At 37.2% G+C, this 15,031-nt stretch carries 5 protein-coding genes; all 5 read right to left on the bottom strand.

Annotated elements, in window-relative coordinates; all coding sequences use genetic code 11:
* Positions 1–19: 19 nt before the first annotated feature.
* Positions 20–685 (bottom strand): hypothetical protein, encoded by a 666-nt coding sequence (locus OOZ15_RS10295; RefSeq protein WP_265956319.1) that lies wholly within the window; start codon positions 683–685, stop codon positions 20–22.
* Between the two features lie 25 nt (positions 686–710).
* Positions 711–6,125: an eCIS core domain-containing protein gene (locus OOZ15_RS10290; RefSeq protein WP_265956318.1), complete on the bottom strand. Its 5,415-nt coding sequence runs from the start codon at positions 6,123–6,125 to the stop codon at positions 711–713.
* A 61-nt stretch (positions 6,126–6,186) separates the two neighbouring features.
* Positions 6,187–6,597, bottom strand: coding sequence for a hypothetical protein (locus OOZ15_RS10285; RefSeq protein ID WP_265956317.1), 411 nt, complete (start codon positions 6,595–6,597; stop codon positions 6,187–6,189).
* Between the two features lie 21 nt (positions 6,598–6,618).
* Positions 6,619–8,064: a contractile injection system tape measure protein gene (locus OOZ15_RS10280; RefSeq protein WP_265956316.1), complete on the bottom strand. Its 1,446-nt coding sequence runs from the start codon at positions 8,062–8,064 to the stop codon at positions 6,619–6,621.
* The gene (locus OOZ15_RS10275; protein WP_265956315.1) at positions 8,065–15,030 is read right to left on the bottom strand and encodes a hypothetical protein; all 6,966 of its coding nucleotides are present in this window, start codon (positions 15,028–15,030) and stop codon (positions 8,065–8,067) included. It lies immediately after the preceding gene.
* Between the last annotated feature and the right edge of the window lies 1 nt (position 15,031).

Raw genomic sequence — 15,031 nt, 5'->3', positions numbered from 1 at the left:
ATATATATGCTTCATATTATTAAGACTGTCCAATATATTTTAATTCGCCGCTATCTGTGAGAAAAACATATAAATCATATCCGTTTATAATTGACATTTGAAACCAGTCATCAAATCCGGAAAGTTTCATCAGAAAATCAGCTGGCTCGCCATTTTCTTGAATTGGAGATTCATTGCCCTGTATCCATACGGGAAAACCTCCGATGTACGACTGGAAATTCTCAATTTTTTCGTATTCATATGGAATGGGATAAAACTCATCCTTACAAGCAAGACCTTCTTTAATAATATGTTGAGGCACAAAATTTTGCTCTTCCAATGTAAAGGGAAGCCCTGTTGAGAAAATGGATTCCTTTGGATGACCACTCCACCAGGGTAAATAACCTTTTGGGTAAGACAATCTTTGAGATACATTATCAATTCTACTTGTCCTTACTATTTTGAAAAAATCTTTTTCAAAATTTCCGGACGACACTGGAGACTGAAATATGGAAATAGCCATTACCTTATTATTTTGTGGAAAAACTAAGTCTCTAGCGTCAAAAGATATAATATGATGATAAAACAGCTCGCCAACTTTTGGCCACATTTCCTCAGGGACCACAGGAGATGGACCAAATATCTTATTTAAAGGGTTCGGTTTATCATTTTTATTAATGGGCGTAATCAAATAAAATGGGTTCACATACATTGTATCTATAATTAAGTTATTATTTATCTTTACCTCCAGGCAGTGGAGGAGGAACCTTAAATCCAATTATTTTAAAATATTTACCCCACAGGCTACCTATTGGAGATTCTTTTGCCCGGATATTACCATTTTCAATTTTTTTGTATTTAATGATATAATTCTCTGACCAATTGGGACCCCTCCATGGAACTGGGCGTTGATTAATATCTGCTTTAAGTGGCCATAAGTTACTGTTCCTATTACTTCCTCCAAAGCCTAAATCAGTCACATGATCTACATCTTTTGTTCTGGGGTCTTTTCTATCAAAAAACCGCTTATAACCTTTCGCTATTAATAATTTTTTAAAATCACTTTGGGCATTTGGTCTGCGGCCATGTATAGACGCTTTTTTAAGTCTCCTACCGTTGTATACACGGTTTCGTTCAGATACACCTATACGATACATTTTCCCTGGACGAGTTTTATGTTTTTTCCAATATACCTGCTTATTTCCATACATAGGTATCTGCTCTGACTCCCCATCAATAATCAAGCTAATCTGTCGAGGATAATCCTGCGGTCTTTTATACCAATGAATAGGTATAGGATCTGATGCACTGCCAGTATGTAAGTCTTTAGCTTCTTTCTCAACCTCAGCTACTTTACCTTCAGGATTCATTTTGCCCATGATGTCCCAATCATTTTCCTTAGGATCCCATTTGGCTTCAAGAGATGAATATTTATACTTGCGTATAAAAGGTTTTAATATCAAATTAATAGCATTAGTACTAAATTCATTATTTTTTAACTTTTTAAGCCTTTCCCTGACTGCTTTGTTTCCTTTTTTCCAACGAAGATTCGTAGGAAGTGGAACTTTCCCTACTTCCCGGGCAAGAATACCTTTTCTTTTTCTTTTTGCGTGAAGTGTATAGTAACCATGATCTGTCCTAACAGGTCGTAATGATCTGGAAGCTACTTTTCTATGCTTTCTAACTATTTTTCCAAACTCAGATTTGGTCTTGGTTTTTGAAAGCCCATTTTTTTGGAAATTGTAAAAATGTTTTTTAACTGCCAATTTAAATACCTGCCACTGTGCATCCTTTGGCTTTTTTCTCCCTGCTCCCTTTTTTCTTCCTGCTCCCTTTTTTTTCCCAAATACGCGTTGAAACAGTTTTTTAAACCATGCAATAACATCATCCATAATCTTTTTAAGCCTGTTGAAAACCTTAGCTAAAGATCCTTTTACCACACTTTTTAAAACTTTCCATCCTGCAGATGCTACAGTTTGTATAGCCTTAAATCCTCTCATTATAAGACCACCTCCCGTTTTTAAGCCTTTAATTAACATTTTTAAGCCTTTGCCAATCCAGCTTACTGCTTTTCCACCCCATTTAACTATATTACCTATTGATCCTGAGAACACGAGTAACAGTATTTCAAATAATATCATTCCTATAACAGTGCCGATTTCAAGTCCAATGGTAAAGGCATCATTTTTAAGCACAAAAGAAAACAGGGAGTCCGCAATTTTTTCACCTGCATTTTTTGACCAGTCCTTAGCAATCTCAAAAGCCTTTTCTACCATAGAAAACAAAATCTTGGGACTTTTCTTAATAAGATCTACTATTTGATTTAAAGCTTTGGGATCGTTTATAAATGCTTCTATTTCTTTCCCCAGTTTAGCAAAACTTTGGATAAACTTTTTAATGGACGCAATATCTTCCAGAACTCCTTTGAAGAAGTTATATATACCAGAAATCAGATCTGGGACCATTGTAATGATGTCTACAATAGTCATAATTAAGCCCACAAGCCCATCCCAGACAATTCCTTTAATAACTCCTGAATAGAGCCCTGTGTAATAACTGGGATTAATCCCGGTATTTATTAGTTTTTCGATAAAACGGATCTGTGTATCAGGTTTCATATTTTTGATACGATTTACAAAGCCAATCATACCATGTACAATTATTTCCCAAAGAGGACCTAACATTGTTGGCCTACCCAATAGCTTTAACCCTTTAATGGTCATATCGAGCAGGAAATTAATAGCTGTCGGCTTAATAAAATTAGGGATTAATGTCCATGCCAATTTTGCAGCCAATGCGCCCATATAGAAAAACCAGTTTGCGGGATTTACTATTATTATTACAATCCCTGTGACAAAAATTAACAGGTCTTTTAAAAAGCCCCAGAAATCTGTCATTAATGAATTTACTGCATTTACCAGTACACCAACAAGCCCGGTTACCATAGATTTAATTAAATTAAATACCAAGGAAACCGCTTGTACAATTGCTCTTATTACGGATAAAAGCACACCATTTAGGACGTTGATTAAATTTGTAAATCCTGTCGATATTGAATTTAAAACCGATACAAACCATGTAAATCCAGATAGTAAAAAGGCTTTGATTTTGTTAATTCCCTTCATTAAAACAGGAAAGACTATATTTTTAAGAACTTGAGCAGCTTGAATAAACATTTTAGGAACGCTCAGAGAACTGATTAAGATTTGTGCATAGTTCCAGAATGTTATGCCTGCTTCGAGAAGAGATGCCAACGGACCATTCGAACTGAACAGTTTAAATACTTTACTAAGCGATTTCAAAGGCTTTAAAACCGGCTTTATAAATTTGTATATTCTATTCCAGGCCGCACTGATCTTGTCCTTAAGCCAACCCCATACCGACCCCACTCCATTCCAGGAAATATTAAACTTCTCTTTTACCCAATCCCATGCGTCACTGAGTGTTTCCCGGATAGGTGATATAAGACCCCATACCCATTCCGCCTTGGATTTAAGAGAATTCCAAACGCTACTGCTCATGGATTTTACAGCTTCAAATACTGGTAATCCCAGTTTGTTCCATAAACCATCAAGCACAGCGATAAATTGTCCTGAAACTTTTTGAAAAGCTTTAAAAAGAGGCCTCGTAAACGAACTGACGAACTTAAAAATGGCCATTGAAGTCTTTTTAACAGCTGCTTCTGTTTTCAATGCTAAACTGGTTGAAGACTCTAATACATTTCCTGCAATTTGTCCGACAAACTTGGTAATTATCCCTGTTAATCCAAAAGTTTGAACTTTTGAGATAATCCCACCAAACAATTTATCTATTGCACTTCCAATTTTCTCCTTAATGACTTCAATCCAATCTTTTCTCAAAAAGTCTAATAATCCCGGAGCAAATCTTTCTAATTGTTCAATTATGAATTCTTTCCCTTTTTCATAGACATAGCTACCACCGGCACGCACTGTATCCCCGGTAATTCTCGCAGCATTTTTTAGTCCCCTTATACTTGGATCAAATTGATAATTCGTAAATGGTATATCCACATTATACCACGCTCTTTGTACATTCGGAACCTCCCTATTCTGAAGCTCTCTTTTATCCCTACCTGACTGCTTTTTGGTTCGGAGTCTAGTCTTTCCCTGCTGCACCGTATGCGTCAGCTCATGCGCCAGCAAATGTTTCCCCGAGGAAGTCTCGGGATTATATTTCCCTTCATTAAAATAAATATCACTACCATGCGTAAAGGCCTGGGCATTCAACGATTTGTTCATGGTCACCGCGTCGCTGTCCGTATGGATCTTCACTCCACTGAAATCGGCATCAAATCCGGATTCCATTTGGGTTTTAGTAGTTTCATCCATGGATGAGCCTTTCCCTGCTTTGGCACTTAGTTTATCTTCTAGTGAAGGACCGTCAGAGGTTTGGAAAGCTGAAGTTTCTTCTTTCCTTTGGAGGTATTTTTCAGAACCGGTGAAGGCAGTCATAAAACCACCTGTAAAAGCATTTCGGGGCCTTGTTTTCTCTATTACTTCGCTAAAGTTTCCACTATTACCATCTATGGATTCTATAACATCTCCATTAACGGCTTTGATAATACAATGGTGTTGTTTTTCATGGAAATACCCGATATCACCGGGTTGAGGGTTATCGGTAGGTTTAAGTGTACCATAATTGGATACTCCTTTACCTACTTCCCAGTATCCCAGGTCGATCCCTGCTTTTTTTATGGCATACACAGAAAAAATACCACACCAATGGGGAAGTTCTTTTGTATATCTCACATTTTCAATGACTTCATCCGGCCAGGCATCTTTGGCGGCCAGATGAAAGACTTTCAGGAGGTGATCTGCGCCTACCCTACGTCCACTGCCATCGTTCTTTTTGGCCTCTATCTTTCCTACCATTTTTTGGGCTTCTTCCACGATTCTTTTTCTCGTAGTGCCTTCGTCCCTGCTATTGCTTTGAAGCTGTATGTTGGGTATTTTTTTAAACAGGATGGGATATTCCGTTTTTTCCATCTCCAGGGTCCTGCGCTGAATATTGGGTTCATTATCATCGGGAGGTGGAAGAGTGACACCTGAAACCGATTTTTTTTGCAATTCGGACTGCTGTTCCATTTCCCCGGCATCCTCTTTTTCACAATCTTCACATTTGGGTTGGATAGAACTAATTTTAGCTGATAATGGAGTTGTATTTGTCAGTTGCCCTGAGCTATCTGGCTTATGTAAGATACTTTTAGCCATAGGTTTTGCTTCTACCGCAGTTTCCGAGTCATTACTTTCGGACACAGATTTTTCCTGGGCTTCCGGTTTTACTTGTTGATCTGTATATATTTTTGTTCCGTTACAATCAACTTCTTTTTGAATTTTCTTTTGGTCTTGAACAGCCCCCTGCTGCACCGTATGCGTTAACTCATGTGCCAGCAAATGTTTACCCGGGGAAGTCTCAGGATTATACTTCCCTTCATTAAAATAAATATCCGGACCATGCGTAAATGCCTGTGCCCCCAATTCCTTGTTCATTTGCACTGCATTATACCCGGTGTGCACACGGACACCACTAAAATCGGTTCCAAATGCTGAGCTCATAGAGTTTTGTATCCCGGGAGACAAAGGGTTTCCGCTACCTTTATTTGCATTTAGCTTGCTCTCTATACCGGAAGGAGCATTCAGGGAAGAACCTTCTGCTTTTGCTTGAAGTTGTTCCGGTTCCCCCTGTTCACCTGCCTTTTCGGCAGACAGGCATTCAGCGCATTTGGTTTGAATTAAGGGCTTTGTTTGTACTTCCTGCTCAGGTTGCTCTGCATCGCTCTCAAAAATGGGTTTACGCTGAATGTGGCTTATGCTATCAACCAGACTTTCTTCTTTTTTCTGTAGCTTCTCTTCATCTTCACATTCGGTGCATTTGGTTTGTATGTGGCTACCTCCATTTACACCCCCCTGGCCCCCCTCAAGGGGGGAATAGTTGGCAGGTTGACTTAATTTTTGCACTACCCTGTCGGCCATGGCGTCTGCTTCTACTTCGTATTTGTCATTGGGTTGACCTATGGATAATTTTGGCTGAATTGAAGTCGGATTAAAAAATGAATTGTCCGTTTTGCCGGATTTTGAAAAAAAGGGATCCTCTCCTTCCTTACTAAAGAAAGGTTCCCGCTCCATCTGGATTTGATTTTGGGCGGTAGTGGCTGTTTTTTCAACAGTTGCTTTCAGCTTTTTGTTTTTATAGTTTACGTTCTTTAATCTGTTCTACATCCATACTGGTAATACTTCCCCCACTTGCTCCGGCGGTATATACTGCTGTTACATCCAGACTATCCGAACTCTCAATGACCAGAAAACCTTCAAAACCGTGAATAAAAGTGATGCCGAAATCTTGAATATTACGGCAAACAAAACGTTCTACACCATCCGACTTGATGGTTGAATTTTTAAATTTGGATACCTGACCGGGATGTGCCAGTTTTTTTCTCAGTTTTACAGCTTTTTCGCTCGGATTGTGAATGTTCACCGCTGTTTCATAAACGCCCGGCAACAAGCCATCCGAAGTTTGTGATGTTCCGGGAATGTGTGCCGTACATACCAATTTTACTGCATATTGATAGGCATATCTGCGAGGTGTTGTCTTTTCCATGATCCTTAATTTTTATGTTTATCATCTCCATTCTACTTTTAGCATTTCTTTCATCCATGGTAGCTTGACAATACTCAAGTTCCATGGTAAACGGTCTAACAAAACATCTATGGTTTTATGTTCTACATACAATTTCCAGCCTGTTTGTTCTTTTTCCAGTTTTCCTTCCCGCATTAAAAATCCTTCCCGTACACCATCAATTGAGGTGGTTCCCAGAGCTCCCCAATGTTCTATAACTGCCTGTAATAACCCATTTGCTTCTTCTTTTTCCTCTTCCGTCAGTAAAAGGGTATGATCAAGAGGTATATTAGCGGGCATTTCACAAAGGAACTTAGGAAGAACCATTTCGTATTCGGGAATATGTTCATTCCCGGTTGCTATATATTCTAACAGCAATACAGCCTTATTTTGACATTCAAAGTTTTTGAATGCCATATCTTCCAAAAGATCTAACTTTTTAAAAAGATGATTTAAAAAGGGGTGTACCAGTATGATCCCTGCGTTTTTAAAAAATTGGGGGGATACTATCTCTTTATCTTTTAAACCTGTTTCAGGAGTTGACTCATCCCCAGTATCAACTAAATTTTCTACTTCTTTAAAGGTGTTGATCTCTACTTTATTATTAAAAACTTCTCTTAAAAAAGGATAGTCGGAAGTTTTTAAAAGATTTGATTCCGATATTTTATTGATCAGTGTTCCAGGGATATCATTAATAATCAGTTTTGCTATTGTTTTACTGTCTGATTTTCTTCTTTTAAGGATTACAGTTCTGAAAACAGCTTTCCAAAGTTTTATCTCCAGCTTTCTGTAACTTATTTCTGTTTGAACAGAAACCTTTTTGAATAAGAATTGCAATTCCTTAAAGAACTCCAGCAAACCAGTTTGGGAATAACCTGTATAGAGTTCCACAATAGATTTTAAATCTTTTATGGAGTGTTGCAGGATTAACCTATCCATTGCAAAGTCATACTTTTCCAGTGTTTTTCCGAGAAGTACTGTTGCATCAAAATCCAATGCCAATGTTTCCAATACTTTTTCGAGCCAATCTTCTTCTGGTTGAATGGCATAAGAAGGCAAGGTGCCTTTTTCGAGCCAGTATAACCATAAATCAAAGTAATATGCCCCGAGTGATTTTTGAGAATTATCTTTTTTTGAATGACCCGGGATATCTTTCAATTTAAATGACAGGTGTTTCCTTGTACATTTCTCTTTAAGAAGGCTTATTATTTTTTCAACAAAATCAGCTGTACTCTTTTCGTTTAAATCAATTTCCCCGATATCGAGTTCTATGGTGTCAAAACGCATAAGTTCATCTTCACCACAAATACTGTCAAACAACTTGTTTAATTCCGGCACCAGATTTTTCCATACCATCTCACTTAACTGTTGCTGAACGGCATAGGCCTTTTGGGAAGAATTTATTTCCACCTGAAAAACCTGTCTTCCTATGAGGTGCTTATTTGCCATTTACTTTAATATTTTTTTAAGCTGATTTAAAGGCTTTTTATTCGCCAATGATTTTAGGTCTTCACTTTTCCATTCTTTATTGATTTGTTTAAGGGATATTCCTTTTTCCTCCAATGTTTTCAGACTGGATTTCAACTTGCTTATCTCTGTCTTTTTAAGGCTTGTCTTTCTTTCAAGCACCAGTTTATCGAGTAAATGCCAAGTGGCATTTTTGATCAATTCAAAGAAGCTTTCGAGCTTGTTGTCTTTCTGCAGACTGTATCTCTTAAAAAAATTGACCAGTTGAACATAGCTGTCTATTGTGGGGATATTTTCCAAAAAGAAATGTGTACGCTCATAACTTTTGGTTTTTAACATACGCTCATCGGCTACTTCTACAATATTGGATAGGTATGCAGGTTTTCTCTTCCTGACCATGGTTAATGTTGCTTTACCATCATCTTCAATAGCTTTAACCTCTGTAGCTTCAGACCTCACCGAAGATACGTGGGTAGTAACGAACGGCCCCGGGTCATCCACAGGTATATTTTCTGGCGGACAATATCCCCAAAATAGGGTTCCTTTTGCATCAGGGGGTAAGCAACACGGATCGATATCCCTTTGATCTTCTTCTTCGCAATTGCAGTTCCCTTGCTGTCCGGGAGGTGACGGACAAACCGCTTCCGACTTAAGGTTTTTTATAAGACGGGCCAGTACACATTTTAAATCATCAAAATCACAGATATTGTTTGGATCTTGCATCCATTGCAACCATTTCCTGTACCCTTCTTCAAACCTGCACATATCCCGTGGCGAGAGCCATAAAATATTAAGTCCAACCAATGCCGGAACTTCTTTGTAAAGTAATTTTTCAAAGGCCTGTCGCGATTCCTCGGTTCTGAAACGTTTTGCCCATGAAGGTAATACCACGGTTGCCCAAAAAGAATATGGATCACTCCCCGGTAGATAATGGATTATATTTGAATTTTCTTCTGCACAGGAATCCTCATTTTCAGTATCTTTTTGCCATTCTATATCACAACAATAGTCCGGACATATAGGAAGCAGGCAATCGAAAGATGTCCTGTTACCATCAGCATCAATTATAATATCCCCTCTACATTCGCGGTCTGTTTTTGGCCTTAGTAAAATATGTTCCAGAAGATGCATTCCCACATCATTGACACAAGATTTGGTTATTTTAATGGCATCTTTCACTTCCTGTAAGCTATCATACTGCTGTGGGTGATAGGCCAGTTCCTTACTTTTATCTACTATTCTGAAGCTATAAGGACCATATTCACTAACTGAGGTACATTCCAAAGCATATGAGCCTGATTTAATTAATTCACAAAACTTCATAAATGCATCTAAGGCTTCAGAACAACAATTATAACAGTTGCTACTTACAAAGGGATAGGGTTCGTTACAAGGACTATCACTATCTTCAACAACCGTGCCGTCACAACCACATGGTTGCAGTCCATTTTCTGTAATTACCCGGTCATTCTGAGGCCAGTAAAGCCTGTAACAATACCCTTTTTCAGTTTTATACACTGGAAAATAATCGGCTATACGATATAAAGCAGTTATATCAAGATCGTTCATGGCATTCAGGAAAGCCTCATTCTTTATCTTTTCCTTTAAGCAATTTATGAGTTTTGCTTGATGACTTTCTTGATCTTCCGCCCCTTTTGAACATCCTTTTAAACACTCTCTAATTGTATGTACTATATCGCAAATATCTCCCAGTTGGTATCTTTCGGATGGCAAATTGGTCATTCTTGCCATAAATCCTGATTCTACAGCATTTATTGTTTCGTTCGATCCCTGATTGAAATAAGTATAGTCGCTCCAATTCAGCTGTTCCAGAGCATCCACCCATTTTTCCATGTTCTTGTCCCTCTCGAATCCAGAATTATAATAACACTTATGATCTGCCACAAAATAAGCAGGAGAAACGACTTTAAACTTCCAGTAGTTCTGATCGCAAACGGGTATAAAGTTTTTATCATCTTCGGCTGCATAAACAAATTCCCTAACCCCGCCGGGAAGGCAATTGTTACAGCTGTCTTTTGCTTCCGGAAAGGCTGCGTCCCAAGCTTCATCCTCACTATTGTATTCACAAAAGCTCTCTGCCAAAACTTCGATTAATCCCACATAGTAACAACCTCTTTCACAAAATATCCTGCAATTATTTGACGTCCCCGCAAGGGCATAAAAATGTTGATAGGCCTTAACAGCTTCTTCATAACTTTCAAAACAATCAATACTTGTCCATATTAAACTTCCTAAATGCTCACCGCCTTTATATTCACAATCAATACTGATAAGTCCTTCCTCGGGAACAACTACACGGTATTTATATTTTACCACATCATCTTCTTCAATTTTATAGATGGGGAAAATATCAGCTAGTTTTGTATAGTACTCCACTAAATCCGATCTGGTTCCTTCTACTTTCTGTTTAATTCTTTCGGGGATTACCGCTATAAATGAAGCATCATCACATGCCTTGGAATTAGGGTCCTTATAAACTTCGTCCGTACTAATTTTACCATTTTCCTCATATTGTTTAGGGTTCCTTGCCAGATCAATTACGTCAAGCAACTCTTTTTTCCAGGCATCTACAGCCTCCTGATGGGTATTATACCCCACATAACTAATCAATACAAACTCATTCTTTTCTTTCTTTTCTTTGTCTCCAAAACATATCTGATAATGGTATTTTTTCGAATCTTTTTTCGAATCTTTTTTCGGGCATACCACAATGGGTTTAGGCGGACATTCCTTCAGGTCAATTGGTGGTATGATACCACATATAATGGATTTAATCCGTTTTGCAAGCGATTCACTTTCACAACAGTAAGGACTTCTAACCAAAGGGTTGTTCTTTTTGTAAAACCTCCATTGATATCTTCCCTCCTGGCTTTCGGCCATTTCATTTGCTACAAAACTTTTCCGGGCTTGTCCGCTCTTGGTGTATATACTTTTTATATAATTTGTGCTGGTTTCCGCTGCTTCTATAGATGCCTTTTCCCTACCACTTTTATACTGAACTGCTATGGGTTCCATTTTTGAAGATTCATACAGAGCAAAGTCATATTTCTTATTTTTTCCTCTTGTTTTTTTCAAGGATAAGGCAGATAATTTATTTGCAAAATCTGTATATGCCTGCGATGCTTCTTCAGGTTTTTTAAAAGTCTTATTACTTATAAAAAGTGGTTCAAACTTATTGTGCGCATTGGTAATTCCATATAAAAAACAATAAAGTGCGGGAGTTGAACCTACTTTAAACTCATAAATATGTGGCGCAAAAAGATTTTTATAGCTTTTTGAATGCTCTTTAACCGCGTACTCATTAAAATCTAATTTTGCCTTTCTTTTAGATGAAAATTCGTCGGATGACCTTATCATTTTTCCATCACTGTCATAAAGTGACCAGACATACCTTCTTGGTTCTTCCTTAACAAAAACCGGCAATTCACTCTTTTTAAAAAACCGGATGATAGCATTCAATGCCTTATTACGGTCTGCTGCTGTTTCAAAATGATTTGATGGCAATGCAATAAACGAGTCATCTTTGTCGCGGAGGATAAAATTATATTCCGGATTCCCTTCATCCCCTGATAATAAATAGTTCTTTTTGGTTTTGCCCAATTCATATATCTTCTCTATCTCCTGAAGTGCATCTTTTTCGGTATTAAATGCAATATAACTAACCAGGAATTCCGTTTTATTTACAGGGATATTAAAACCGAATTTATCCCTTTCTTTGTCATAATCGGGTTGGGTATTCCTATTGGTAAAAACGCTTACAAATTCATCAATGGCTTTGTCTGAATTAAACTGGCTACTGTCTATTTCTCCGGAAACGGCAATATTGTTCCCTTTTTCCCCTTTTAAATAAATTACATATACGCCTTTTTCCTTCTCAACTACATCATAATTTTTGGTTGAACTGCCCAATGTCTTGGCTTGGCGCCATGCAGCTACGGCTTTGTATGCATCCGGATAAAAATTTAAAGCAGTAAAGGTTATATAATCATTTACTTTAAGCTTCCAGCGAAGTGCTTCGTCATGTTCGATTAAATAGTTACCGTATTTTTTTTCTTCAACAAGATTATCCCAGGCTTCATCACTATTGGTTTCAAAAATATTATCACTTGATTCTTTTTCAGCGGATTCAGCATTGATAACATGCCATTTCCAACTTTTGAGGGTTGATATTTTTAGATCAAGAGCATTAACATCGAGATAATGGTCTTTTTTTTCAATAGGAATCAACTCATAGGTTTTATCCTTTTCAGCAGATTTTAAATCTTGTTTGTTAATGTTTTTTATAAAATCGTCTTTCTTATCATTTGCCGTTTTGGCAGATGTCATTTTCTTGTTCTTGCTAATGGCAATCTCCTCATCCTTATTATTAAATAATTTCTGACTGTAATGATACTTTTTAACGATAGTATTTTCATCGTCTGCAACTGTTGAGAAAATCCTGTTCATGGAGGTTGCATCAAAACCATTGAGGTTTTTCTCCAACTGTTTATAAGTTTTTGGATCGCGTAACTGTGCTAATACTTTTGCTGAAGCATTATCCAATTCTACTTTGGTTTCATAACTCCTATTGCTTCTGAAGAGTACACTTCCTTTCTCATCTTTCAACAGTAACCTGAAGCATGGTGTCACTTCAAAATTGCATAGGTTACGTCGATTGTAATTTTCTATTCCGGATAATAAAGAAATACGTTTTTCAAACCCTGAAACATTATCGGTATTCCATGAGGGTTGTAAATAATCAAAAGCTTTGCCCCTGTTTCGGCTTATTTCGGCAAATTGATTTAAATAGGATGACTGGTCGTTAATAGTTATTTTATCCTGTTCTTCTTTACTTATTTTTTGTTGATATTGTAGGAGGGTATAATCTGTAAAATCTTCACCGAACCTAGCAAGCAGATGATCTAAAAATTGTTTTCTCCTTGTAATGTATTCATCCTTATTTTCGGTTAATTCTTTAATTAACCCCATATAAGAAATAGGATGATAATTAAGTCCGAAATAATGACTGTCCGGTAAAGTATCGCTTTCTGATTTCTCTGTGACAAGTTTATAATTTTCTTGCATTGAAGCTAGAAAAGCAACACTTTTGGCTTCATTTCGCGCTTCACTTTCAGACGTATATCTTTTAGTACCCACCAATAACAAATCATTGGGAATGAAAGGATGCAGTACAAAAAAGTAGCCATAGCGGTCTGAAAAGATCTCTATTGTATAGTTTTCATCAAAAAAAGAATCGATTATCTGGTTGATATAAATTGACCTGATATTTGCTGAAGTAAATGTAAAAAGGCTGACCAATCCATTTTTATCATCGCAGTAATTTCCGATAGTCAGTGCTGTCCTCGGATTATTCCTAAGCTTATCCAAAGCTGTTTTCCATTCTAAGTTATTTGAAACAGGTAATGCTAATTCGGTGCCTTCGGTAATATTTGTGCTCTGGTCGTAAAATTTGAGCAGTTTTTCAATTCCCGGAATGGATTCGGGAAGTTGTGTTAAATAAGTTTGCTTCTCCTCAGCACTTCTTTCCTCTTCAGGTTTTAATGAAAACAAGGAACGAATATGGGTTAACTGCGATGTATAATTAGCCAATATTTGGTCGTAAAACATTAAATAGCCTTTCAACTGAAGTGCCTGGGTTTTTCTCAATAATGTAGCACTATCGGGTAAGCCTTCATCACCTACACCATATACAACAGGAAAATCGTTTTGTATAGAGTAATAATCTCCTAAATCTTCCCTGTATCTACCGGATGGTATTTGTGAATCCAGATCTTTTAATGGAAGTTCAAACTTTTTAGCAAAAGAAAAGGTCTTATGTACTTTAGGTTTATCAATATTCAGCAAACCTTGGGCACTATAAAGGTCAATACAGGTATTTTCCAGTGAAAAAACGGGAACCTCATCATCACAAAGCATATTACTTTCTACCCATTTTGGAGAAGGATCATTAATTATTTTACCCCCTTTAATATGTATTTTTTTAATCTTTCTGACCCCTTCAATAGTCAAGATCACGTTATAAAGATCGGACAGATGTATAAATTTTCTTTTTTTTAGGTTTTCGAGCTCTTCAGTATCAACAAAACCAAAACTTTCAGTCCTGTATGGTCTTCCGGCGAAAATATCGTCAATGGCTTTTCCTTTCTCTAGCAGTTCGTTAAGTGTATAATAGTTTATTTGCGGTTGTATAAAGTTTTTGATCGCAATTATTATTTTTTTATAGACGGTTTCGGCATTGTAACCGGAATGCATTTCCACTTCTGCACATACCCCGAAATCAACCGGTTTTAACACCGTTATATTGGCTACATCTTCACAAAGGTTTCTATATGCAGACAGTAATTCTTTTACTTCTTGAATAAGGGTATCATTGTCTTCAACCTCATTTTCCTTTTCAATGTATATATTGTATAATCCATTAAGGTGAATTTGTTTGAATTTGTCATCCAAAACTTCATGCCTGTCATTACAATCATAAATCACTCCTTGGGTATCTTGACAGGACAGCGTGTTATTTTCCGGATTTATATATAATAGCTTTTCCTGTTCTGCAGGTATTAACCAAGCATTACGGACCCCTTTAATTTCCAGGAGTAGTTTTCTGTAATCGGTGACTGTAACGGGGTTTATTGTTAATATTTCCAGTGGGGTTAAAAAATTGTCATCCTCAGTCTGGGTATCCTCTTGTGCTATTAAGTCTTCAAAGGGTAAATTTGTTTTATAGCCCAGATCCATGAGTGCATAAACCAATACTTCAAGAATGGTTATACCCGGGTCGTGTACGTTGTGATCAGTCCATATTTTTCCAGAAAGATTCCCTATATGTTCGAGTCCTTCTTTTCTTAATTTTTTGAAATCAAGAAACTGAGGCAGATCCGGATCGGTCAACTTTATAACGGATGTTGTATTTTCTGGTAATGTTGCCATT

Origin of the sequence: Galbibacter kalidii, assembly GCF_026241135.1 — a bacterium.
Taxonomy (GTDB): Bacteria; Bacteroidota; Bacteroidia; order Flavobacteriales; family Flavobacteriaceae; genus Galbibacter.
The sequence above is the reverse complement of the archived record's forward strand: the minus strand, read 5'-3'. Positions and strand labels throughout refer to the sequence as shown.

Coding starts and splice junctions, on each gene's coding strand:
- OOZ15_RS10280 (WP_265956316.1), bottom strand. CDS start 8,064: ATGGCAAATAAGCACCTCATAGGAAGACAGGTTTTTCAGGTGGAAATA.
- OOZ15_RS10290 (WP_265956318.1), bottom strand. CDS start 6,125: ATGGAGCGGGAACCTTTCTTTAGTAAGGAAGGAGAGGATCCCTTTTTT.
- OOZ15_RS10285 (WP_265956317.1), bottom strand. CDS start 6,597: ATGGAAAAGACAACACCTCGCAGATATGCCTATCAATATGCAGTAAAA.
- OOZ15_RS10275 (WP_265956315.1), bottom strand. CDS start 15,030: ATGGCAACATTACCAGAAAATACAACATCCGTTATAAAGTTGACCGAT.